General features: G+C 44.9%; 19 protein-coding genes. 3 read left to right on the top strand and 16 right to left on the bottom strand.

Going from position 1 to position 23,176, the window contains the following annotated elements; all coding sequences use genetic code 11:
* Positions 1 to 1,305 carry a D-serine ammonia-lyase gene (locus tag D1155_RS10405; RefSeq protein ID WP_160202337.1) on the bottom strand — a complete coding sequence of 435 codons (1,305 nt, stop codon included), beginning with the start codon at positions 1,303 to 1,305 and terminating at the stop codon, positions 1 to 3.
* A gap of 334 nt (positions 1,306 to 1,639) precedes the next feature.
* Here D1155_RS10405 and D1155_RS10400 point away from each other — a divergent pair, with 334 nt between their 5' ends.
* Positions 1,640 to 2,146, top strand: coding sequence for a hypothetical protein (locus D1155_RS10400; RefSeq protein ID WP_160202336.1), 507 nt, complete (start codon positions 1,640 to 1,642; stop codon positions 2,144 to 2,146).
* Between the two features lie 61 nt (positions 2,147 to 2,207).
* Here D1155_RS10400 and D1155_RS10395 read toward each other — a convergent pair whose 3' ends face one another.
* Positions 2,208 to 4,289 (bottom strand): sigma 54-interacting transcriptional regulator, encoded by a 2,082-nt coding sequence (locus D1155_RS10395; protein ID WP_160202335.1) that lies wholly within the window; start codon positions 4,287 to 4,289, stop codon positions 2,208 to 2,210.
* A gap of 280 nt (positions 4,290 to 4,569) precedes the next feature.
* Here D1155_RS10395 and D1155_RS10390 point away from each other — a divergent pair, with 280 nt between their 5' ends.
* Positions 4,570 to 6,078 carry a Na+/H+ antiporter NhaC family protein gene (locus D1155_RS10390; protein WP_160202334.1) on the top strand — a complete coding sequence of 503 codons (1,509 nt, stop codon included), beginning with the start codon at positions 4,570 to 4,572 and terminating at the stop codon, positions 6,076 to 6,078.
* 71 nt (positions 6,079 to 6,149) lie between these two features.
* On the opposite strand, the gene gap is transcribed toward D1155_RS10390, so the two are convergent.
* Positions 6,150 to 7,166 carry a type I glyceraldehyde-3-phosphate dehydrogenase gene (gap, locus tag D1155_RS10385; RefSeq protein WP_160202333.1) on the bottom strand — a complete coding sequence of 339 codons (1,017 nt, stop codon included), beginning with the start codon at positions 7,164 to 7,166 and terminating at the stop codon, positions 6,150 to 6,152.
* A 559-nt stretch (positions 7,167 to 7,725) separates the two neighbouring features.
* Positions 7,726 to 9,651 carry a methionine--tRNA ligase gene (metG, locus tag D1155_RS10380; RefSeq protein ID WP_160202332.1) on the bottom strand — a complete coding sequence of 642 codons (1,926 nt, stop codon included), beginning with the start codon at positions 9,649 to 9,651 and terminating at the stop codon, positions 7,726 to 7,728.
* A 213-nt stretch (positions 9,652 to 9,864) separates the two neighbouring features.
* Here metG and D1155_RS10375 point away from each other — a divergent pair, with 213 nt between their 5' ends.
* The gene (locus tag D1155_RS10375) at positions 9,865 to 10,449 is read left to right on the top strand and encodes a nucleotidyltransferase family protein (RefSeq protein WP_160202331.1); all 585 of its coding nucleotides are present in this window, start codon (positions 9,865 to 9,867) and stop codon (positions 10,447 to 10,449) included.
* Between the two features lie 27 nt (positions 10,450 to 10,476).
* Here the strand turns inward: D1155_RS10375 and D1155_RS10370 are convergent, their stop codons facing one another.
* The 12 genes from D1155_RS10370 to D1155_RS10315 all read right to left on the bottom strand — a co-directional run bounded on the left by D1155_RS10370 (position 10,477) and on the right by D1155_RS10315 (position 23,148).
* Positions 10,477 to 11,256 carry an ABC transporter ATP-binding protein gene (locus D1155_RS10370; protein WP_160202330.1) on the bottom strand — a complete coding sequence of 260 codons (780 nt, stop codon included), beginning with the start codon at positions 11,254 to 11,256 and terminating at the stop codon, positions 10,477 to 10,479.
* Complete coding sequence (locus D1155_RS10365) at positions 11,241 to 12,248, bottom strand: iron ABC transporter permease (protein WP_160202329.1); 1,008 nt, start codon at positions 12,246 to 12,248, stop codon at positions 11,241 to 11,243. Before D1155_RS10365 ends, D1155_RS10370 begins: the two co-directional genes overlap by 16 nt.
* Positions 12,245 to 13,300, bottom strand: coding sequence for an ABC transporter substrate-binding protein (locus D1155_RS10360; RefSeq protein WP_243151073.1), 1,056 nt, complete (start codon positions 13,298 to 13,300; stop codon positions 12,245 to 12,247). Before D1155_RS10360 ends, D1155_RS10365 begins: the two co-directional genes overlap by 4 nt.
* Before the next feature lie 3 nt (positions 13,301 to 13,303).
* On the bottom strand, positions 13,304 to 15,619 hold the full coding sequence (locus D1155_RS10355) for a xanthine dehydrogenase family protein molybdopterin-binding subunit (RefSeq protein WP_160202328.1): 2,316 nt from the start codon (positions 15,617 to 15,619) through the stop codon (positions 13,304 to 13,306).
* 104 nt (positions 15,620 to 15,723) lie between these two features.
* Positions 15,724 to 16,068, bottom strand: a complete 345-nt coding sequence (locus D1155_RS10350) for a RidA family protein (RefSeq protein WP_201759581.1) — start codon at positions 16,066 to 16,068, stop codon at positions 15,724 to 15,726.
* Positions 16,069 to 16,108: 40 nt separating this feature from the next.
* Positions 16,109 to 16,570 (bottom strand): (2Fe-2S)-binding protein, encoded by a 462-nt coding sequence (locus D1155_RS10345; RefSeq protein ID WP_160202327.1) that lies wholly within the window; start codon positions 16,568 to 16,570, stop codon positions 16,109 to 16,111.
* 1 nt (position 16,571) lies between these two features.
* Positions 16,572 to 17,423: an FAD binding domain-containing protein gene (locus tag D1155_RS10340; RefSeq protein WP_160202326.1), complete on the bottom strand. Its 852-nt coding sequence runs from the start codon at positions 17,421 to 17,423 to the stop codon at positions 16,572 to 16,574.
* A 67-nt stretch (positions 17,424 to 17,490) separates the two neighbouring features.
* Positions 17,491 to 18,891, bottom strand: coding sequence for an AbgT family transporter (locus D1155_RS10335; RefSeq protein ID WP_160202325.1), 1,401 nt, complete (start codon positions 18,889 to 18,891; stop codon positions 17,491 to 17,493).
* 60 nt (positions 18,892 to 18,951) lie between these two features.
* Entirely contained in the window at positions 18,952 to 20,475 is a 1,524-nt protein-coding gene (locus D1155_RS10330) for a CoA-acylating methylmalonate-semialdehyde dehydrogenase (protein ID WP_160202324.1), read from the bottom strand.
* A gap of 184 nt (positions 20,476 to 20,659) precedes the next feature.
* Positions 20,660 to 21,442, bottom strand: coding sequence for an IclR family transcriptional regulator (locus D1155_RS10325; RefSeq protein ID WP_160202323.1), 783 nt, complete (start codon positions 21,440 to 21,442; stop codon positions 20,660 to 20,662).
* A gap of 304 nt (positions 21,443 to 21,746) precedes the next feature.
* On the bottom strand, positions 21,747 to 22,229 hold the full coding sequence (locus tag D1155_RS10320; RefSeq protein ID WP_243153695.1) for an Rpn family recombination-promoting nuclease/putative transposase: 483 nt from the start codon (positions 22,227 to 22,229) through the stop codon (positions 21,747 to 21,749).
* A gap of 691 nt (positions 22,230 to 22,920) precedes the next feature.
* Entirely contained in the window at positions 22,921 to 23,148 is a 228-nt protein-coding gene (locus tag D1155_RS10315) for a hypothetical protein (RefSeq protein ID WP_160202321.1), read from the bottom strand.
* Positions 23,149 to 23,176 lie beyond the last annotated feature (28 nt).

Genomic DNA, 23,176 nt, shown 5'->3' with positions numbered 1-23,176 from the left:
TTATTTTCCCATCGCATAATACGCCTGCATTTCTGCTTCCGGCACCATGCTTCCGCCGGTAGCCCAGAGAATATGTGTGGCGTTTTTTAGTTTGTCCTTTAAATTGTTTTTAATCAGATAGCCTTCCGCAGAAAGCACATGCCCCGGTCCTGTAAAAGACGCGCATGCCGACGGTTCAATCCACAAATCCTCAGAATCTGCCAGCTTTGCCAGATACGGGTAGAGCTTGTCATCTTCGATGGTATAGCAACCGTCCAAAAGAGTTTCCATAATACTGCCCACAAGTCTGGACGGTCTTCCTACAGCCAGTCCGTCTGCCGCCGTCTTTCCATCAAGGCCTACATCTCCGACGGAAATCTCATCGTGAAGACCTGTCAGCATACCCAGTGTCATACATGGCGCATGGGTTGGTTCAGCAAAAAAAATATGAATATGTTCTCCAAAAAGCATTTTCAGTCCAAATGCCACACCACCCGGTGCGCCGCCAACGCCGCATGGAATATACACGAAAACCGGGTTATCTTCATCACAGGTAATCATCTGCCTCTTGAACTGATCTGCCAGTCTCTTTGCTGCTACTGAATACCCTAAAAATAAATCCGAAGAGCCTTCATCATCTACAAAATGACACATAGGATCTTTTGCTGCTTCTTTACGCCCTTCCGCAACTGCTTTCTGATAGTCATCTTGATATTCAATAACAGTAACTCCCTTCTGGCGCAGCAGTTCCTTTTTCCATGCTCTTGCATCAGCTGACATATGCACTGTCACCTTAAAACCCAGCTTTGCACTGATAATGCCGATAGATAGTCCCAGGTTCCCCGTAGATCCTACTGCTACACTGTATTCCCCGAAAACTTTCTTAAAGCGCTCTTGCGCAAGTACTGCGTAATCATCCCCGATAGAAAGCATGCCTCGTTCTATGGCGATGGTTTCTGCAAATTTCAGCACCTCATAAATACCGCCCCGTGCTTTGATGGAGCCAGAAACAGCCAGGTGACTGTCACACTTTAAAAACATTCTGCCCGGAATTTCCCGATTCATCTCCTCCTCAAAAACTTTCTTCATTCTGGTGATTTCCGTAAGAGGCGACTCAATGATACCGTCCGTATTTTCCGTTTCAGGAAAGGCCGTCTTAATATACGATGCAAAACGTGCAAGCCGTGCACCGGCATCCTCGATATCTGCTAAAGAAAAAGGCAACTCTTTCTCTCTTCCAGCTTTCTCATTAAGCCAGAAAATCTCATCACAATTTATCATATTCTGTATTATGGGATGTTCCACAATTAATTTGTCGATGTCCATTGTCCGCTCCTTTCTATACATACAAAGAGTCGCTACTATTATACACTATTTCTGGTATAAAAAAAAGTTTCAATTTCGGTACGATTTTCACTCTTTTGACCCATAATCGGCTCAATTTCAGCAAGTTTTTCCCGTACATTCTGCAAAATTCGACGTACGTCATTATTCTTCCAAATTTTCATGCCGCTACACATTGAAAAATACACATTCTTCATCCCTGCAAAAATTATGGATTTTTTCGAAAAGTCCTACTCTTTTTGGCACAGTTTATGCTATAATTAACAGTAATCAATATAATTTCTCTTTCCCTATATAAAAACATGGAGGTAAAAAAATGAGCAATACAGTTATGCTGAAAAGAGCCTTTAATCAGGCTGTCGCCACTGGCGCAGTTCGCTTTACCGACGCAGACACCGACCTTTTAGTCATCAAAACCTATATTCTGGACTATGCAAAGAAGAACAGTGTCGATATTTCCGCCGCAGAAGTTGAAAGTTTCATCAAGGACCAGCAGAAAAAGTTAAAAAGTCTCTCCACTAAAATCACCGGCGACGGTGTGCATGTAGATATAGAGCAGATTTCCGAAAACTACAAACCGCTGGAAATTTCCAAAGATGAGATGTTAAAAGAAGCATTTGCCCGTGCTGCTTCAAATCCGGCTATCGCATTTTATGACAAAAAACTTGATTTCACTATCATCAAAAATGGTATGGCAGAATTCGCAAAGGAATGCAATATCGAAGTCACTGAACAGGAAATCGTAGATTATATCAAAAAATCTTTCCACGAAATGAATGAAGCTGCAAAAGACTTTTCCTATGAATTTAATGCAATGAAATAGTTTTTCCCACACTAAAAAAGCTGCGTTTTCCTTCGGTCTCGCAGCTTTTTCATTTCTCCTATTATAATCCGTATTTTAATTTCTTTCTTGCGAGGGTGGTCTGGGGCAAACCCAGAAGTTCTGCCGCCCGTCTGGTGGTTCCCTCTTTTTTCAGAGCATACTCAATAATCTGCTTCTCCTGCTGATTCATCAGCTGATGAAAGTCCAGGCTGTCACTATATTCAAAGCTTTTCCTGATATTAATCATCATATCTCCATAAGCATTTTCATTGAGAATCTCATCCACATCTTCGGCTGTAATCACCACGTTCCTGCTGCTGATAATTAGGCGATGCATGACATTTTCCAGTTCCCGCACGTTGCCCGGCCAGTGATACTTATAAAGCTGACCTAAAGCCTCCGGCGACAGTTCCTTGTGGATTCTGTATTTTTTCGTCCAGCTGTCGGCAAAAGTCTGGGCAAGACACAGCACATCTTCCTTTCTTTCCCTCAAAGCAGGTACATCAATTTTACAAATATTCAGCCTGTAGTACAAATCTTCTCTGAAGGTTCCCTGCTCCACTAGGTCCTTTAAAGGCACATTATTGGCAACAATAACCCGCACATTGACAGAAATCTGTCTGGTACCGCCTACTTTGAAGAACTGGTTTTCCTGGAGCACCCGAAGAAGCTTTGACTGCATGTTCATTGACAGGGTGCCGATTTCATCGAGGAATAAAATTCCTCCGTCAGCAAGCTCAAAATACCCCGTTTTTCCAGATGATGCTGCCCCGGTGAAAGCGCCCGCCTCATATCCAAAGAACTCAGACTCCGCTAGACCTTCTGCAATAGTGGCGCAGTTAATTTTCACACAGGGCTTTAAACAGCGATCGCTGTTCTGATGAATCAGAGAAAGAATCTTTTCCTTGCCGACGCCGGTTTCTCCCTGAATAATTACGTTGCAGTCGTACTTTGCCACATTCATGACTTCCTCAATCATACTTTTCGTCACCTTACTTTGATAGACAAAATCATCCTCTTTGCCCGCTGCAATCCGCATGATGTTCTCCGCCTGACTTTTTGTCAGTATTTTCTTCCGATTCTTTTTCTCGTAAAGACGATTGATTTCCTCCAGCTGATTCCTGATTTTACGCACAATTCGCAAAGTAAACTGGGGATAATCCTTCAGATACTGGTCGAAAGCATACATGGTGGTCATCTTACCAAGAGACTCCGCCGCCAATTGGGCTGCGCCATAATGATTTTCTACCGACGTAAAATACACATCGCCAAAAGGCTTTATCATCAGTACCGCTAAGGTTTCTGCACCAAAAATATCTTCCGCTACGATAATCTGATCTACCTGATCCAAATTCGGTTCTTCTTTTCGCAGTGCTTCAAAGGACGCAACCGGCATTGCTAGATTCGTAAAGAAAACTTGCCCTACAAGGGGTTTCATCACATTTCTAATTTCTTTTTGCGAAAGTCCTTCCCTGCTTTCCTCATCCATCACCACCGTCACATGAGAATCTGCAATTCCCGCTTCTTTCAAAGCCGCCGCATACAGCAGTGTACCATAGACAGTTCTTCCGATAATGACCAATTTTTTGTTGGCATGCTCCAGCGCAATATTATACGCCCCAAAGAGACTGCCTGCCTCATCAATTGCCGCCAAGGTGTAGTCCGGACTTAGATCCCTATCTGCTACGTGAACGGGCGATGTCTCAAAGAGAATCGCATAACCACTACAAACAATCTGTCCATAGTTAAAATCTATCTCGTGAATTTCTTCAATATATACAGGAATGCTGCTCAACGAGGCGATACAGTAAATTCGGTCGCCTTCCACTGCACCTACCTCCGAAGTCAGATCTTCTGCAATCTCTTCCACCGTACCTATCAGCACACCGCCGGAACCAATAAAAGGATTATGCAGTTTGCCTCGCTTCTCCACTAAATCCAAAATCTTACTCCGAATTTTGTTTTCATCATATCCGCTGCTGGTACAAATCTGCTGAAAATTCCCCCATTCTAAGTGAATTCGTTCAAGAGAAACTCTCGCTTCCTTGCTAAAAAGCGTGCGGCTGTTGTCAACTTTCCATGCCGTTGCCGGCACGACACCTTTGGGTTCTAATACCCGATTTAAACCATAATTTCTGTCCATTCCTAACTCCTATTCCTTAACAATGCAAGGCTATCCTTTCTTAATCCTATGATAGAACCAGAAAAAAGTCAACCTTTTGAGTCATTTTTGGCGTGTAATTTTTATATTTTTCTCAAAAATGGTTCGTATGCGTGAACAAGACACAATTTTTCTATGTTCTTAAAGTCCTTTTCATACCTTGCAAATACTGTCTCATTGCGTAATTTTCAGACAACTTTCTACTCTTGGCACAGATATTGCGCTTTACATGGGTGGGATTTATTAAGTAAAGGAGAAAAAAATGAACGTTTTAAAAGCAATCTTCAAGTTCGTGCCAATTTTTATTCTGGCAGGACTGATGATGTCCGGACAGGACGCTTTGCTTGCTGCTACTATCGCTGCAGTTGCTGCGGTTGTTGTAGCTAAGCTGACAGAAAAAATTTCTTTTAAAGAATGTATGGACGCTGCTATGGACAGTGTAAAAAACATTATTGTGGCATTATTTATTCTGATGTTTGCCTATGCAATGGCCAGCGCCTTCATGTCAACAGGCGTAGGGGCTTCTGTTGTAAACATCGCTTTATCACTGGGTATCACAGCGAGAACTGTTGCGATTGTAGGGCTTTGCGTAACAGGCATACTCTCTGTTGCTACTGGCACATCTTGGGGCACCTTTGCAGCATGTGCTCCGATTTTCCTGTGGCTGGTGCATATCGTTGACCCTAACTGCATCGAAACCGGCAGCCTGCTTCTGACTACCTGTGCAATCGCAGGGGGCGCATGCTTTGGTGACAACATCGGTCTGATTTCCGATACTACCATCGTATCCTCCGGTATTCAGGGCGTAGAAGTTGTAGACAGAATCAGAAGTCAGGGCGTATGGTCTGTACTGTGTCTGGTTCTTGCTGCTATCGTATTCTTCATTGCCGCTACCGTAATGGGGCTTCCTAATCAGGCGGTAGAAGCCTCCAACGTACTGGACTCCGTTCCACAGAGCGCGCTGGATTATCTGGCTGAAGAAAAGCCTGAAGCGATTAATCTTCTGGATCAGGTACAAAACGGCGTAGCACTTTACATGATAGTTCCTCTCATTCTGGTAATTGGCCTTGCAATTTCAGGGCTGAACACATTCGGCTGTATCGGCACCGGTATCGTATCTGCCTACGTTCTTGGACTTTTCGCAGGCACTACTTCCTTCAACGGCGGCGGACTGCAGGACTATCTGAACATGTGTATGGACGGCTTTGCTGACGCAGGCAGCTGGGTAATCATCATGATGATGTGGGTTGCTGCATTCGGCGGCATCATGGGCAAGATGAAAGCCTTCGATCCGCTAGCAAACTTGATTGTAAGAGTTTCCCACAATGTAAGACAGCTAATGTTCTGCAACGGCTTGCTTTGCCTTACTGGTAATGCAATCCTGTCCGATGAGATGGCACAGATTGTAACGGTTGGTCCAATCATCAAAGGAATTACAGAAGAAAACGTAGAAGCTGAAACAGAAGAAGACATGTATAAGCTGAAACTGCGAAATGCTACTTTCGGTGATGCAATGGGTGTATTCGGCTCTCAGCTAATTCCATGGCACGTATACCTTGGATTCTATGTTGGTATCGCAGCAAACGTATATCCGCTGTTCCAATTCTCTAACACAGACTTCATCAAGTATAATTTTATGGCAATGATTGCTGTAGCTTCTATTCTGATTCTGACTGTCACCGGTCTGGATAGAGTGATTCCGCTCTTCGGACTGCCAAAAGAACCAAAAGTCAAACTCAGGAAAAAAACAGACAAAGAAAACATCGCGTAAATTCCAGTATAATCCCACCTAAAAGGCGCAGGCTCTCATCAAAGAAGCCTGCGCCTTTTCTTATCCGCATATTAAAGGAAATTTCTCAGATATTTCAGCGTTCTTATCATCTGAGACACGTAGCTGCATTCGTTATCATACCATGCAACCACACGAACCTCATAAATCTTGGTGCCGCATCTTTGAGCAAGGGTTTGTGTAGCGTCAAAGAGGGAACCGTAGTTCATGCCGATGATATCGCTGGATACCAACTCTTCCTCTGTATAGCCAAAAGACTCGCTGGCAGCAGCCTTCATGGCCGCATTAATGCCTTCTACCGTTACAGACTCTGTCTCGTCTTTCAGTGTAGCATCCAAAATAGTGATAGAACCGGAAGGCACTGGTACACGCTGTGCAGAGCCAATCAGCTTTCCATCAAGTTCTGGAATCACCAGACCGATAGCCTTTGCTGCACCGGTGCTATTAGGCACGATATTGACTGCACCAGCCCTTGCACGGCGAAAATCTCCTTTTCTGTGGGGTCCGTCCAAAAGCATCTGATCTCCGGTGTAAGCGTGAATGGTCGTCATAAAACCGGTACGAATTTCCCGGTAATCGTTAAGCGCCTTTGCCATAGGAGCCAGACAGTTGGTGGTGCAGGACGCTGCGGAAATGATATCATCTTCGGCATTCAATGTTTCATGGTTAGTTCCGTAAACAATGGTCTTCAAATCGTTTCCTGCAGGTGCGGAAATGAGGACTTTCTTTGCGCCGGCACGAAGATGCGCCTCTGACTTTGCTTTGGAGCAGAAAAAGCCTGTACATTCCAGTACGATATCTATGCCCAGCTCTTTCCACGGCAACTGCTGCGGTTCTTTCTCCGAAAGAATCGCAATCTTCTTTCCGTCTACCGTGATGGAGTTTTCATCGCTGGTCACCGTATGACCGCGGTATCCGCCCTGCACGCTGTCATACTTCAGCAGATGTGCCAGCATCGCCGGTTCTGTTAGGTCGTTGATGGCTGTGACCTCCATAGTTTCATCTTCAAAAATCTGTCTGAATGCCAGCCTACCGATTCGTCCAAATCCATTAATTGCAATCTTTGTCATGTTTCACACCCTCCTCATTGTACTGCCCGTTTTTAACACCCGCATGTAATCCCCTGTCAGCAGGCAGTCTGTTAACTATAGTATAGCACAAACCCAACCAAAGTTAATCACAAAAATCAAGTTCAGTCAAATTATTTATCATGGCAAACGCACGAAGACGTTCTATGCCAGCTAACATTGACAAAATTCTTTCATCCCGCGTATTTTTGTCAATAAACCATCAGTGCAGCAGGTCAAAACCGCTCTTAAATCCCTTCTACCTTGCCAAAATTGACAAAAAATTGAGAGTTTGTCAATCTTGTCAATATTAGAACGTAAAATATGAAATAATCGGTATTTTAACGCGCATTTATTGACAAAAATACAAAATATCCAGGAATTTGTCAATGTTCAATTTTTGAAAGTTTTTTCGTGCATTTACCGTGAATTATTTATAGTTCTATAGAAGACTTTCTTTTCAATAGGCAAACTAAGAGGATTCACCTTGCAAAAATCCCCCTTCCTTCCGCCAAAAAGCCGCCTGCAATTCACAAGCAGGCGGCTTTTAAAACCCATTCTTCTAATCTACCACTACGCCGTCTTCAGCTATGGTAGTAACGATTTCACATCTTTCACCGTTTTCAGCGAACATAATCATGCCCTTTGACTCCAGACCGCGCAGTTTGCGTGGCTTCAGGTTGGCGACGATGATTACTTTCTTTCCAACCATATCTTCCGGCTTAAAGTCTTCTGCTACGCCGGAGATAATCTGGCGGCGTTCTGTTCCCATCTTAATCTGGAAGACCAGAAGCTTATCAGCCTTCGGGTGCTTCTCTGCCTTTTCGATAAGACCTACACGGAAATCAATCTTGTCAAAATCATCGTATTCGATTTCCGGCTTCAATTCCAGCGGAATATTCTCTTCTTCAGGCTCTGCACCAGCTTTCTGCATAGCATCCAGTTCCTCAAGTTCCTTTTCGATATCAAGTCTCGGGAAAATGGCTTCACCCTTCTTCACCTGTTCCTGATACATCATATCGAAAGTAAACGCGTCTTCCCAGACCACATCCGCATACCACAGACCCATCTGCTTTCTAATCTTGTCAGAGGTAGTATGCATAAACGGATGAATCAGAATGGAAATGATACGCAGAGACTCTGCCAGATTGTGCAGGCAGGTATCCAGTTCCGGCTTCTTTGTTTCATCCTTTGCAAGAATCCAAGGTGCTTTTTCGTCGATATATTTATTGGCACGTCTAACAAGAATCCAGATTTCTTCCAGCGCCATATTGAACGCGAACTTGTCCATCTGTGCTTCCACCTTGGAGGCCGCGCCAGTCGCGATGGCTTTCAGGTCTTTGTCGATATCGTCTTCCGTGTTGCTTTCCGGCACGACGCCGCCGCAGTATTTTTCAATCATGGAAGCCGTTCTGGACACCAGATTTCCAAGGTCGTTAGCAAGGTCGTAGTTCATCCGTTTCAGCATCACTTCATTGGTGAACACGCCGTCCTGTCCAAAGGTATACTCGCGAAGCAGGAAATATTTCAGCGCGTCGATGCCATAACGGTCGATGAGCTTCACCGGGTCAACCACATTGCCCTTGGACTTGCTCATCTTGCCGCCTTCAAGAAGCAGCCAGCCGTGACCCAAAACCTGCTTTGGAACCGGCAAATCTAAAGACATCAGCATTGCGGGCCAGATAATGGAATGGAATCTAACAATTTCTTTTCCTACAAGGTGCACATCAGCCGGCCAGTATTTTTCGAAAAGTTCCGGATCGTCAGGATAGCCCAAGGCAGTGATATAGTTTGAAAGTGCATCCAGCCATACATAGATGACATGCTTTTCATCAATTGGTACCTGAATACCCCAGTCAAAGGTAGAGCGGGAAATGCAAAGGTCATCAAGCCCCTGTCTGATAAATCCCAGCATTTCGTTTCTTCTGGTTTCAGGTTCAAGGAAGTTGGTGTTCTCCAAAAGGTCAATCAGCTTGTCCTGATATTTGGAAAGTTTAAAGAAATAAGCTTCTTCCTTGGCTTTCTGCACAGGTCTTCCGCAGTCCGGACAGCAGCCGTCTACAAGCTGACTTTCTGTCCAGAAAGATTCGCACGGCGTGCAGTACAGACCTTCGTACTCGCCTTTATAGATATCGCCTTTTTCGTACATTTTATTAAAAATAGCCTGCACCCGCTTTACGTGTCTGTCCTCAGTGGTTCTGATAAAGTCATCATAAGAAATTTCCATGGTCTTCCACAACTCTTTAATGCCAGCAACTACACCATCCACGTATTCCTGCGGGCTAACGCCCTTTTCTTCTGCAATGGTCTGGATCTTCTGTCCATGCTCATCTGTTCCTGTCAAAAAGCGCACATCGTAGCCGGAAAGTCTCTTGAATCTGGCCATGGCGTCCGCCATTACAGTACAGTATGTGTGTCCTATATGAAGGTTTGAGCTCGGATAATAAATCGGGGTCGTAATGTAATAAGTTCCCTTTTTCTCAGTCATTTCTATTCATTCCTTTCGTCTCCTGCGCCGAATGGGGCGAGGCAGTTTCTATCTTTTAGGATACCACACAATGGTTGGGTTAGTCAATAAAAGGAAAGAAAGTCCATCCGTAAATCCTTTGGTTTAGATTTCTCAGTCGGGGGGGGCTGTACGCACTTCGTTTTTTATTATATAATGTAACAAGCAAATCCTCAGAAAGGAAAAACAGATCATATGAAACTTTCGCATCTTTCCGCTATCATTTTAGCTTCCGGCCGCGCCAGTCGTTTCGGTGAAAACAAGCTTCTCCATCCGGTTGACGGCAAGCCGATGATAGAGAAATTATTTTCCTCCATTCCGTCCGGCCTGTTTGAGCAGGTCATCGTCGTATCCACCTATAGCGATATTCTGACAATATCAAAAAAATATGGTTATATGGCAGTCCGGAATGAGGATACTACCAATGATATCGCAAAAACCATAGCCCTTGGTATGGCTGAAATCAATCCTCTTTGCCGAGGCTGTATGTTCTTTGTTTCCGATCAACCCTGGCTCACAACACGGACCATTCAAAATCTCGCTGCTCACTTCAGCGAAGAATCGGAGAAAATTCACGTTCCGCTTTGCAACGGTAAACAGGGAAATCCGGTTATCTTTCCATCGCGTTACTTCATGGAACTTAGCGCTCTGCCCCCTAATCACGGTGGAAAATATCTTTGCAAAAAGTATCCAGAAGCAGTTTCCTTTCTGCCTGTTCTCAATCCTCTGGAACTAAAGGATATAGATAAAAAAACAGATTTACTCTCTGTCCGCAAATAACAGGCTGGGCGAAAACTGCCCGGCCTGTTACTGTCTGTAACCGATATAAAGTTCTTTGCCTCTACTGTACACTTTCACGCCAGGGAATACTTGCCGCAAATTATCTTCCATTTCCTCTGCTGATACTTCTGTCATTTTCATCTCCGCACAGATTTTACCTGCCTTTAACAGATACACTTTATCACAATAGGATAAGGTTAGCTGGAGATCGTGAAGTACAAGCAGCGCGCCCAAATTTTCTTCATCAGCTAATTTTCGCAGCATCTGCATAAGATGATACCTGTTATTTACATCGAGCGCGCTGTCCGGTTCATCAAATAGGAGAAGCGGAGCGCCCTGCACCATTGCTCTGGCGATCATTACCATCTGCTTCTCGCCTTCACTCAGATACATATAATTCGCCTCCCCTAAATAGGATAAGTGGAGGTACTCTAATGCTGCCCGCGCTTTGCGTATATGACGTTCCGATGGCGTCTGCCCGAAAGACAACTCAGGATTCACACCCATAAGAACCATATCCAATACGCCTGTATCAAAGTATACGCCAAATCGCTGCGGCAGATACGCCGCCAATTTTGCGCGCTGCTTCGCTGAAAAATCCCATACATGATTCTCCTCGATGAATATTTGTCCATCCTGCTGCTTCTCCATACCTCCGATCAGCTTTAAAAGAGTAGATTTTCCAGAGCCATTCTCTCCCAGCAGCGCGCAAAGCTGTCCGGCCTCCACCTGCAAAGAAACGCCGTCCAGCACCGTTTCCCGCTTGTAGGAAAACTTCAAATCCTCTATTCTCAGTAAAATCTCCAATCCCTCCTTTTTATCATCAACAGAACTAAAAACGGCGCGCCAATCAATGACGTCAAGATGCTGATAGGAATTTCAATGTCGAAAAATCCCCGAGAAGCACAATCCGCCATAACCATCAAAATCCCCCCTAAAATACAGGCTAGCGCCGCCGTCTTAAGATTACTTTTCTGGGTTAACATTCTTGCAGCATGAGGCGCGACCAGACCGATAAAGGTAATCAATCCCGTAACCGATACGATGGCAGACACAATAATAGTCGTCGCCGCGAGAATCACAGTTCGCGTCAAACCTACTCTAACGCCCAGAGCTGCAGCTTCCTCATTGGATAATCCGAGGATTGTAATCTGATAGCGAACGAAAAACAGCGCGGCCATACCTGCTGCAAAGAAAGGAAATACCCATAAAACCTTAGAAAACGTAATTGCAGAAAGCCCTCCCATAGACCAGTATTCCAGCGGCGCCAACTCACGATTGGGATCCGCGAATAGTTTCAGTACCATGATGACAGCTTCAGCCATAGCGCTGATTACAATGCCCGAAAGTACAATAGAGGCCAATGAATTTTTGTGTCCGTTTTTCGAGAAAAACAACACCAGCAGAACAGCTCCTATCCCTCCAAGGAATGCGTAAATGGGCACAAGTATTGAACCTGCGCCCATCATTACAATTCCCACAGCAGCTCCCGCATTAGCGCCACTGGCCACGCCAATTAAATCGGGAGACGCCAAAATATTCTTAAACAGAAGCTGATAAATATATCCTGCCAAGCTTAAACCTACGCCTGCCATAAGCGCCATCAATGTACGCGGCAGCCGCAGTCTCATAAAGACGTCATAGGTTACCCCGGCGACCTCATGTCCTCTGCCGGTCAGAATCTTAACAATCTCGTCTAATGAAATGGGATATTTTCCAATCAGCAGCGATATACCAGTAAAACACAGCAGCGCTATCCCAAAAACGCAAATCAGTCGATTTTCTTTTTTACCGTTCACGACAGTGTTACAAGCTCCTTATCTGCTTCAAATCCATAAAAACGCTGATAAAAATCTGCCACGTCTTCTCTCAGCTCATCTAAACTATACGCTTCCGGATGCAGCGCGGCAAAAAGCCACAGCTTTCCAAGCGCGCCTGATGGAACAGGCGAGTCCCAAGCCTCAAAGTCTGAAGGCATAGTCAGTACTTTACCTTCCTTTACGGCGGTTAAATTAGCAAGCTCAGGCACAGCGCACAGATCCTCTGCTGTATAGCTGGCTTCCGGTACGATCACAATATAGTCAGGATCCCATGCCAGAAGCTGTTCATAAGAAACGCCGGCCCAGCTGTCGCCTTTAATTTCAGCAGCTGCATTTTTACCTTTCGCCGCTTCAATCAGCGTATTCTGATACATATCTGCCGGACAAGTTCTAAGCATATCGCTGTTGCCCGCCAGATAAATGATTGGGGCTTCTTCCTCTTTTCCTTTTTCCTGAAGCTTTTCATTCACCTCATCGTAGTAATGCAGCAGCGCTTCGGCTCTCTCGCCTTCTCCTACTGCAGCAGCGATTATACTGATCGCTTCCTCAAGCAGCTGATCGTCTTCGGGACTGATCAGTAATACTGGAATACCCATTTCCTCTAATGCCCGCGCCGGTTCCTGAAGCTTTTTCGGCAAAACCACCAAATCCGGTTCTAACGCGATACATGCCTCTAAGTTGAAATCCTTTGCTGACCCCGTATTCGGCAGATCAATAATTTCAGGCGCGGCAAGTGTATAGATATTTCTCTCTTTCGCCTTCGCCTCAATGCCTACCAACCGTTCCTTGCAATCCAACGCAAGCAATATAGATGTAGAGATATAATAACCGCTTACGATTTTCTCTGGCCGGCTTTCAATCGTCACCTCACGACCCGCCTGGTCAGTCACGGTCACCTTCTCCCAAGAAGTATTGCCGTCCTTCGACGCATCGTTTTCAGATCCACAAGCTACTGCCGAGAACATCATAGAGAAGATCAGCATCAGCACGAGAAGCTTTTTAAATCTCCTATTTTCATTTTTTATATTCATAATCTATTCCTTTCCTTTGTCACATTTATGCAATGCTTCCATAACCCGAACCGGCGTGAGCGGAATCGTATTGATAAAGACCCCCGTCGCGTCAAAGAAAGCGTTTCTGATCGCTGGCGCGATGCCAACCACCGGCGGCTCTCCGATTCCTTTTGCGCCGAATGGACCGAGTACATTCGGATGCTCTACGATGATCGTTTCCAGATTCGGCACGTCGACAGCTGTCGGAATTAAAAAGTCATGATAGGTATGATTCTTCATCCGACCCTGACTCATAAAATGTTCCTCCATGATACCCCAGCCGATGCCCTGGGCCATGCCGCCTTCCATCTGACCCTCTACTGTACTCGGGTTAATTGCTTTTCCGACGTCACATGCCAGAATGCACCGCAAAACAGTAAGCTCTCCTGTCTCTGTATCTACTTCCAGCTCCACACCGCAGGTTCCAAATGTAAATGCGTGCATTTGATCGTGGGTGCCCTTAGGGTTCGGGTGTACTCTTGGAGGAAACCATGACCCGATCGTTGCAAGCGGTACCTGCGCTCTGTAAGCGCCTGTCACGATTTTCTCCAGTGGAATGGCGGTTTCCGGTTTTCCTTTGACGAAAACTGTGTCCTCCGCCATAGCTAGAGACTCTGTTCCTACCTTGAAAACCTCGTCCGCGGCATATTTGATAAACCGTTCCCGCAGCGTTTTGCAGCCTGCCAGAACCGCGTTTCCCATCAGGGCTGTCGTTCTTGAAGAAACTGTCGCGCCAGCTTCTAATGAGGTTGCTGAATTAGAGTAATCCACGTATACCTTTTCATAGGAAACTCCCATCGCTTCCGCTGCAATCTGCTTCATCGCAACAAGAAGTCCCTGGCCCAATTCATTAGAAGACAATCCAATGTTAATAGAACCGTCCCGCTGCGCTTGTACGATACAATGAGCGCCGTCCGGAGAGCTGCCTGTTCCTATACCGTACATAAAGCAGGCCACGCCCTTTCCCCGTTTCTTCACACCGGCTCCTCTATCTCTAGGCGCGTCCCAGCAAAGTGCTTCCTTCACCTTGAGCAGACATTCTTCCAGGCCAACGCCGCGCTCTCCCAGCATAATCTGTCCGGTATGAATGCTATCGCCGTCCCTTACGATGTTCTTTAATCGTAATTCAATCGGATCCATTCCCAGTTCATGAGCCAACATATCCATTTGACATTCGATCGCGAAATGTGCCTGCGGCGCGCCTAATCCTCTAAACGCGCATCCATATGGATGATTTGTATAAACAGAATGACCATGAGCTCTCGATGCAGGAATTTTATACGGACCGCCCGCATATAGCACCGTTCTGTCCGGAATCGCGTCTACTGACTGATACGCACCCTTATCTATAATATTGAATACATCTATTCCTAGTATTTTTCCCGTTTTATCCGCGGCTAACCGATGATGCAGAAATGCCGCATGTCTCTTTCCAGTAGTACGGAATACTTCTTCCCGTGTCTCCTCGTAAAATACAGGTCTTCCTGTCCTCAGAGCCAATACGCCGGCAATCGCGGAAACATCAAAGGTTGAGTCTTCCTTTCCTCCAAACGCGCCGCCTACAATGGTACTGATCACATGAATTTTGCTCTGCGGCAGTCCAAACACTTTACAGAGCGATTTTTTCGCACCCTGCACATTATGCTGAGGACTGTAAATTGTAATACCGCCCTGTATCAAATCTGGTTCTGCAATGCACACATCTGGTTCAATGTACGCGTGGTCAACCATAGGCGTTTCAAAGTAATGATCGAGAATTACGTCTGCTTTCTCGAAAGCCGCCTCCACATCGCCTCGCAGCACCTTTGCGCTATAGGAAATATTACGATCGCCAGAAAAAGGATGTTTCTCATGAATCGCCCCGGCTTCCATCTCAAAAACCTCTCTCGGATCGTCATAAGCAGGAAGGGGTTCATACTCTACTTGAATCAAAGAAATTGCTTTTTCCGCCGTCGCCAAATCCCGAGCTGCTAAAATCGCTACCGCGTCACCCTCGTAGATCACTTTATTTTCCGCTAAAACAGGCTTATCATATTCGTCTAAACCATATCCATTCACACATCCCGGCGGCAAATCCTTAGCAGTCATGACAGCTTCCACTCCGTCGAGGGCTTCTGCCTGTGAAGTATCAATGGACACTATTTTAGCATGCCCATAAGGGGAAAACAAGGCCTTTGCATACAACAGGTCTGTACGATGAACAGCTAAATCCGCAGTGAATTTTGCCGCGCCCGTCACCTTTGCGATGGTATCAGGCTTTACCATTCGTTTTCCAATAAGACTGTTATTCCTATTCATGATGTTCTTACTCCTATTTTGCAAAAACAACGCCTTCGGCTGGTATCCGAAGCCAAAGACAGCGGTGTCAACCGAAGGTATCTTTTCTATTCAGCGTTACGCTCTTATTTTACAACAGCAGTAACGACCATTTCCACCAGTCTGTCCTCTAACGCCATATCAGCGGATACTGTCGCTCTTGCAGGTTCCTTTCCTTCTACAACCCAGGCTTCCCACACCTCATTCATATCATCGAAATCTCTGAGGACGTCTTTCAAAAAGATTTGAACGCGAACGATATGCTCCTTATCCGAATTGTATTTTGCTAATGTTTCATCAATAATATTCAGAACTCCCTGGGTCTGTTCTTTGATATCTTTACCTTCACTGGTTCTTCCTGTCAAATACAGCACTCCATTATGCTCCGTTACTAAAGATAAACGTCCGTCGCCTTCATAATATTTAATCATAATTTCTTCCTTCCTTTCTATGTTCTTATGCTTTCTGAGCCTACATGCGCATGGCAGCAAGCTGAATCGCTTCTACAATTTTTTGATATCCTGTGCAGCGGCAAAGATTACCTGAGATTGCAATACGAATTTCTTCTTCTGTCGGATTGGGATTCTCCTTGAGCAAGGCATACGCCGCCAGAACCATACCCGGAATACAAAAACCACATTGTACAGCATTTACATCGACAAAAGCCTGTTGCACCGGATGAAGCTGATCCGTCGTTCCAAGACCTTCTATGGTCATGACTCGTTTTCCCTCAATCATTCCGGTAAGCATGGTACATGACCTGACAGCCACGTCGTCAACCAATACTGTACATGCTCCGCAATCTCCTGTACCGCATCCCTTTTTTGTACCTGTAAGCTTAAACCTGTTTCTTATCGTATCTGTCAGAATTTCATCACCCTCAATTTCACAGCTAACAGGTTCTCCATTTAGAACAAATGATATACGGCGCATATTACTTCCTCCTTTCAGCGCTGGCAAGCGCCCTGGAAAATGCCTGCGCAATAACAGCTCTGGTTGTAAGCTCTTTATATTCCTTAAAGTAGGACTCCCGCAAAACCGCTTCCTTCGGAAAAGTCTCTTTCAGATATTGCCGCGCTTCCGCTGGTTTCATACCTGTCACAGCTTCCTCCAGACTGAACGCGCGCACAATATTTGCATTTAACGCCCCCAGGGATATGGAGGCGCGACTGATTACATCACCCTCTAGCTGTACTCTTGCACCAACAAGTATTTTGCCAATGTCCTGCGCCTTACGGCGAGCTACTTTGCAATAACCGGTACCTTCTTCCAGCTGTATTGCCGGAAAACAAATCTCTCGAATGATTTCATCGGCATGCTTCACTGTTCGATTTCTTCCTAAATAAAAGTCCTGCAGCGGTACTTTTCTCTCACCTTGCTCACTGACAAGCACGATTTCAGACTTAAGTGCCATTAACATCGTTGCGCAATCAGCCGCCGGCGCAGCCGTACCAATATTACCTGCCGGCGTTGCAACAGCTCGAACGCCTGGACTTCCCAGATTGGAGATTGCCGTAATCAATCCCTCAATTTTCTGGCATATGGGATCCTGCGCCATCTCCCTGTAGGTCATATTCCCACCCAGCATAACGCAGTCCTTTTCTTCCCGAACATATCGTAGCTCCGCTAGCTGTCCAATATAAACGATAGCGGAAGGCGCAATCCTTTTCTGGCTGATATCTATTACAATATCACTGCCTCCGTTTACAATAACCGCCTTCTCTTTATAGTGTCCAAGAATTTCTAATGCCTCCTGCAAAGTGTCGGGTCTAAAAAATTCTGCCATGAACAGGCCTCCTTTCACAGAATTTGTTCTTCTGTTTAGCAATCTCTTTTTCTATCGCGGTGTTTTCTTAGAACGGTCCATACTGCGTCACATGGGCGATGATGATAAACACGAGACCAATTACAAACTGAATTCCAATCAGCGGCAGCATCCATTTTGCCCATTTCTCCCAAGGAACCTTTGCAAGTGCAAGCCCCGCCATCAGGAAGCCTGAAACCGGTGTCAATACATTGGACAGTCCATTACCCACTGACAACGCCATAACTGCCGTCTGTCTCGTTACATCTACCAGATCTGCCAGCGGCGCCATGAGAGGCATGGTAAGCGCAGCCTGTCCGGATCCTGATACAACGACTAAGTTCAACAAATTTTGGAAAATGTACATACCGATTGCGGAGAAGATTGGCGGCAGCACACCGAGTACAGAAGCCGCGCCGTGTAAGATTACGTGAAGGATACTGCCGTCGGTCAATACGACTACAATAGCCTTGGAGAAACCAACGATTAACGCGCCTGTAGCAAGATCCATCATGCCCTTTCCAAGAACCTCGGCATAACGGTTGAAACCAATTTTTCCGATGATTGCACAGATAATGGAAGTTCCAAGGAACAACGCACAGATTTCATCCATATACCAACCCAGCTCGATTACACCGTAAACAAGCAGTACAATCATCAAGAGGAATACGATTAAAATAGCCTTTTCACGTCCGCCAAACTTCGGCAAATGTTCAAGATCCAGGGTATCCTCTCTCTGCTTGTCCAATTCATACATCGGCGAAAGCTGCGGGTCTTTTTTTACTTTTCTCGCATACCGCATAATCCACAGAGAGGTTACTACCAGCATCGTCACAAACAGCGCAATTCTAAGACCCATACCGGAAAGCGGCGGCAACTCCGAAATGCCCTGCGCAACCTGCAAACAGAATGGATTCATAAACTCACCGGCCCAACCAATCGCTCCGCCAATCATAACGATGGCTACGCCAACGATAGAGTCATATCCCATAGCCAAACATAGAGCAACAAAGAGAGGAACTAAAGGTACGGATTCTTCACACATACCGAAAATTGCGCCGCCCAAGCCAAACAATGCCAGAACAATCGGAATAATAATCAGATCTTTTCCTTTTAAACTCTTTGCAAGTTTACCAACGCCTGCCTCCAGTGCGCCTGTAGACTGTATGACTGCCATAGCGCCTCCTACAATAAAGAGGAAGAATACAATCTGCGCACTCTCCTGCAGGCCTCTGGTAATGGAAGTCAGCATTTGCATTAGAGACACCGGTGTTTGCTCTATGGTGTGATAAGAATCCGGGTCAACAACAGATCTGCCGTCCAATTCCATCATCTCATATGTACCTGCCGGCACAATATAGGATAATATGCTGCAAACAAAAATCATTGCAAACAGAATGATAAATACATTCGGCACAGCAAACCTTTTCTTTTTCTTTCCTTTTTCCATTCCTTTTCTCCTTTCCATAATGTGAACTTTCATTTATAAATACCGCTTGAAATCCGATTGCTAAATTCTTTCAACGGTTCCTTCCCAGGTATCAACTTCTTTTTTCTTTTTTCTTGCTGTCTCATCATACCAGTGCTTCGTCACGGTCTTAGCCCGCGTATAGAATCGAACGCCGTCTTTTCCAAGTACATGCAAATCTCCAAAGAAGGAATCCTTGTTTCCGGAAAATGGAAAATATGCGGACGGCACAGGAATTCCTACGTTAATGCCTACCATTCCGCCGTCAGTACGGAACTCAAATTCTCTGGCATAATATCCGTTTTGTGTGAAGATTACAGAGCCGTTGGCAAATGGATTTTCATTCATCAAAGCAAGTCCCTCTTCAAAATTCTTCACCCGTTTTATCAATGTCACTGGACCAAAGATTTCTCTGTCGCCAATAGTCATGCCCGGCTTTACATGGTCAAAAATCGTTGGCCCGACGAAAAAGCCTTTTTCAAAGCCTGGAACTGTAACGTTACGGCCATCTAACACGAGTTCAGCGCCCTCGTCAATTCCTTTCTGAATCCAATCACATACCTTTGTCTTATGCTCCGCCGATACAACCGGCCCCAGATTTGTTTCCGGATCATACGCGCAACCGACCTTCATTGCCATAGCCTTTTCCTTCAACAAAGCAACGAACGTGTCAGCAATGGATTCCTGTACTACAATAACCGGAAGAGCCATACATCTCATACCAGCACATCCATATGTAGAGTTGATAATTGCGCTTGCAGCACTTTCCAAATCAGCATCCTCCAAAACAAGCGCATGATTTTTCGCTTCACACTGTGCCTGCACACGCTTTCCGTTTGCCGCAGCTGTAGAGTAAATCTGCTTGCCAACGCCTGTCGTACCTACAAAAGTAACTGCCTTAACTCGTGAATCTGTCAAGAAAATATCTGCTTCTTTTCTGCTGCAGGTTACCAGATTGACAACGCCCTTCGGGAATCCTCCTTCTTCATAGAAAAGCTCTAATATGCGCATCGCTGTAAGTGGCGTCGCGCTGGATGCTTTCAACACAACCGTATTTCCGGAGGCGATCGCAAGCGGCACCATCCAGCCCCATGGAATCATCGCTGGGAAGTTAAACGGTACAATCCCCGCTACAACGCCTAACGGCATCCGATAAGTCGCTGTATCAAATCCGGTTGTTACCTGCAAAGATGCATCGCCCTGCATCAGTGTCGGTAAGGAGCAAGCATGTTCTGTCGGCTCAATCGCTTTCAACACGTCGCCTCTCGCCTCTGCTAAGGTCTTACCTAACTCTTTCGCGCATAACAGTGTCAATTCTTCCAGATGTTCTATCAGAATGTTTCTCCATTTAAACATCATCTGCGTTCTCTGACTTAACGAAAGCTTCGACCATGCAGGAAAAGCCTCCTGTGCCGATGCAATAGCCGATTCTACTTCCTCTGCCGTACAACAAGGAACTTCTGCAATCATTTCTCCTGTGCTTGAATCAGTGACAGGCATATACTTATCCGTTTTTGACAGATGCCATTCACCATTTACACAATATTTCTTCCTTTCAACATTCATTTTCGCATTCCTCCAAATTTTTAGTTTTTTAGAAGTTAATTTCATTTTATTTCATATTTTTCATTTTGTCAATCAAAATTGAAAATTAATTTCATTTTTGATTATGCGACAAAAAATCCCTTTGTCCAGATTCGATTCTGTCAAAGGGATTTTCTATTTCTTATACAGAGACCACGCTTCTCACTTATTCATAGCTGCCCATTCTAAAAGAGATTTCTTTTGCCACACTTCTAAGTTCTGGTAAAATGTCACTGTGAATCTGCTCAAAGGACATATTCTCTACTTTTCCGAAGCAGCTCAACGCTGCTGCAATCTCACCGCTATAGTCATAAATGGGAACCGCAACACAACGCAGACCCGGCTCACATTCCTGATCATCCAGGGCATATTGATTATTCTTCGTACGACGAAGTTCCTCCATTAAGTCGTCTTTTGTCGTAATAGTTTTCTCTGTCAGCTGTTCCAGTCCTTTTTGATTGACCAGCAAATCAATATCACTTTCTTCGTATGCAGTCAAAAACAATTTTCCCGAAGAAACCGCATGAATTGGTGCCTGCAGCCCAATGCGCTGCAGCGGTACCCCACCGCTGATACTGGTCGGATCATATACGCAGTCGATATAGACGCACTCCATTCCTCTTTCTATGGACAAGCTTACGCCTCGCGAAAGCTTAACCGATAATTCACTGACCAAACTTCCGGAAAGGTTCCTTATCGTCATATGATTTCGTACCAATTTTCCATATTCACAGACCCGCCACGTCATCGCATAACGATTTGTCGCCCCATCCTGAAATACCAGTCCTTCCTCCACCAATGCATTCAAATAGCGGAATGCCGTCGCTACCGGCACACCAATATGTTCTGAAATATCCTGCAGCCGCATCGGCGTACGACTTTCTGCAATACAAGATATTAATTGTACTAATTTGGATACTGTCTGATTCGATACTTTCTTTTCCCCCATGGTACGATCCTTGCTCTTTCTTTCAAGTAGTCAACGTGATTCTTTTCTATATCAATATACCGTATAATCCAATTTCTGTCAATGCTGTTGGCACGCCCTATTACTGCAAACGCATGAAAGCTTGACTTGCTCAAATTCGCTGCACCTGTTTCCGCGTCATGCATAAAAATCAAAAAATCTCCGAAATATGCACACGAACATACATAAAATCGAAGAAATCTATTCAGATATGTACATTCCAAGGGTTTCCCAATAAAGTACAATGAAACAAAAACTGGCTCTTAAAAGCCAGTTTTTGTTTCATTTAAAGATCTCTAACTTCTTCCGTCAATTGTGTGTACTTCATGATTTGCTCTAGCGGTATTCCATCCGCTTTCATGTTCCTGGCGATTTCAAGCCTGCCCTTCTGCTCGCCTTCGGCAAAACCCTTTTTCCTTGCCCATTTTTCTCTGAGTCTGGAATCCTCTTCCAATGTCATAAAACCCATCAAATCCCTCTTTTCATTCAGTTCTATCACCTGATGATGGATTTCTTCCACAAAAACATCGTCTTCCGAAATCTTTCCGCTCCTGATATATTCCAGAAGCGTTCGAAGAGACTCCGGCATTTTCTCCTTTACACAGGTTGTATTTAACATTATTGTATTTGTAAAGTCCCCTAATGGCAAGTCATTTTTTCTGTCAAAGTTTTCAAATTGATATACCGTCTCCGCCTTTCCAAACAAACCAAATTGGCAGACAAAGATGACATGACATGTTCTCAGTGCTTCATAGGCATGCAGCAGCATCCTCAAAAAGTACATTCAATTGGATGCTTTTGTAAAACGGACCATTAAGAATTGTCTTTTCTACTTCGACTCGGCATCCATCTTCTCGCTCAGAATATTTGTATTCCTTCGACAGGCGCACCTGGCGAGCCTTTCTTTCCGGAAAAATTCACTTTAAAAATTCTCTGCAGCGCATCTCGTCGTGCATGACCATAGCATATATATTTTTGTTGGAAAAAGGATGAAAAACTTTCCTATCATCTAAATTCTGTATCTTTTTCATATAAACATTCTATCTCCGTTACATATACAACTGTTTTGACAGTCTCTATACAAGTGAAAGTGCCCTGTTTAAATTTTGTATTTTATTGTCGCTTTTAATATTCTATAGAAATCAAAGTTCTGTCATCTGACACCACATCACTGTTTCAGAGCTATCACTGGCCCGGCAACATTCGGGAGCTGCGCAATGTCATCGAAGGCGCATTTGCTTCTGCGGAAAGCGAATGGATTACACCTTCCGATTTGCCTGCCTATTTCTCCACACAAAAAACGACGTTGGAAATCACGTCGTCAAAACAAACTTACGAAAACCGGGTATCACCAAACAAGTGCTTCATGATAGGCTGACCAGTCTTAAGCTGTAATAAACAAAGCAAAAATAAAGCCGATGAAAAGGCGGAAATTCCTGCCCTTTCACCGGTCGTGTCACTTATCCCTCTAAATCTTCTTCAGCCCAGTCATCTCTCGACCATTCTTCATCTGGCCAGTCTTCGTTCACAAAGATTTTTTTCATGATGTGGTCCATACCCACTACCAACGTAGTTCCTGCCACAAAGCCTACACCTAAAATTGCAAGGGCTACCTTTGCTGCTGCAGACGTGCCGCTTTTTCTTCCTTTATCCGCCTTATTCGGCTCCAGTTTATTTTTCTTGCTCATTTCATTTCCTCCGTGGTCAAAATTCTCG

Source organism: Anaerotruncus sp. 80 (assembly GCF_009936115.1).
Lineage (GTDB): Bacteria > Bacillota > Clostridia > Peptostreptococcales > Anaerovoracaceae > Senimuribacter > Senimuribacter intestinalis.
Note: the sequence above shows the minus strand (reverse complement) of the source record. Positions and strands in the feature narration are given on the sequence as shown.

Bases quoted from the DNA above. Each gene is read 5' to 3' on its own strand.
- D1155_RS10405 (WP_160202337.1), bottom strand. From the start codon at position 1,305: ATGGACATCGACAAATTAATTGTGGAACATCCCATAATACAGAATATG.
- D1155_RS10400 (WP_160202336.1), top strand. From the start codon at position 1,640: ATGAGCAATACAGTTATGCTGAAAAGAGCCTTTAATCAGGCTGTCGCC.
- D1155_RS10395 (WP_160202335.1), bottom strand. From the start codon at position 4,289: ATGGACAGAAATTATGGTTTAAATCGGGTATTAGAACCCAAAGGTGTC.
- D1155_RS10390 (WP_160202334.1), top strand. From the start codon at position 4,570: ATGAACGTTTTAAAAGCAATCTTCAAGTTCGTGCCAATTTTTATTCTG.
- gap (WP_160202333.1), bottom strand. From the start codon at position 7,166: ATGACAAAGATTGCAATTAATGGATTTGGACGAATCGGTAGGCTGGCA.
- metG (WP_160202332.1), bottom strand. From the start codon at position 9,651: ATGACTGAGAAAAAGGGAACTTATTACATTACGACCCCGATTTATTAT.
- D1155_RS10375 (WP_160202331.1), top strand. From the start codon at position 9,865: ATGAAACTTTCGCATCTTTCCGCTATCATTTTAGCTTCCGGCCGCGCC.
- D1155_RS10360 (WP_243151073.1), bottom strand. From the start codon at position 13,300: ATGAATATAAAAAATGAAAATAGGAGATTTAAAAAGCTTCTCGTGCTG.
- D1155_RS10355 (WP_160202328.1), bottom strand. From the start codon at position 15,619: ATGAATAGGAATAACAGTCTTATTGGAAAACGAATGGTAAAGCCTGAT.
- D1155_RS10350 (WP_201759581.1), bottom strand. From the start codon at position 16,068: ATGATTAAATATTATGAAGGCGACGGACGTTTATCTTTAGTAACGGAG.
- D1155_RS10345 (WP_160202327.1), bottom strand. From the start codon at position 16,570: ATGCGCCGTATATCATTTGTTCTAAATGGAGAACCTGTTAGCTGTGAA.
- D1155_RS10340 (WP_160202326.1), bottom strand. From the start codon at position 17,423: ATGGCAGAATTTTTTAGACCCGACACTTTGCAGGAGGCATTAGAAATT.
- D1155_RS10335 (WP_160202325.1), bottom strand. From the start codon at position 18,891: ATGGAAAAAGGAAAGAAAAAGAAAAGGTTTGCTGTGCCGAATGTATTT.
- D1155_RS10330 (WP_160202324.1), bottom strand. From the start codon at position 20,475: ATGAATGTTGAAAGGAAGAAATATTGTGTAAATGGTGAATGGCATCTG.
- D1155_RS10325 (WP_160202323.1), bottom strand. From the start codon at position 21,442: ATGGGGGAAAAGAAAGTATCGAATCAGACAGTATCCAAATTAGTACAA.
- D1155_RS10320 (WP_243153695.1), bottom strand. From the start codon at position 22,229: ATGCTGCTGCATGCCTATGAAGCACTGAGAACATGTCATGTCATCTTT.
- D1155_RS10315 (WP_160202321.1), bottom strand. From the start codon at position 23,148: ATGAGCAAGAAAAATAAACTGGAGCCGAATAAGGCGGATAAAGGAAGA.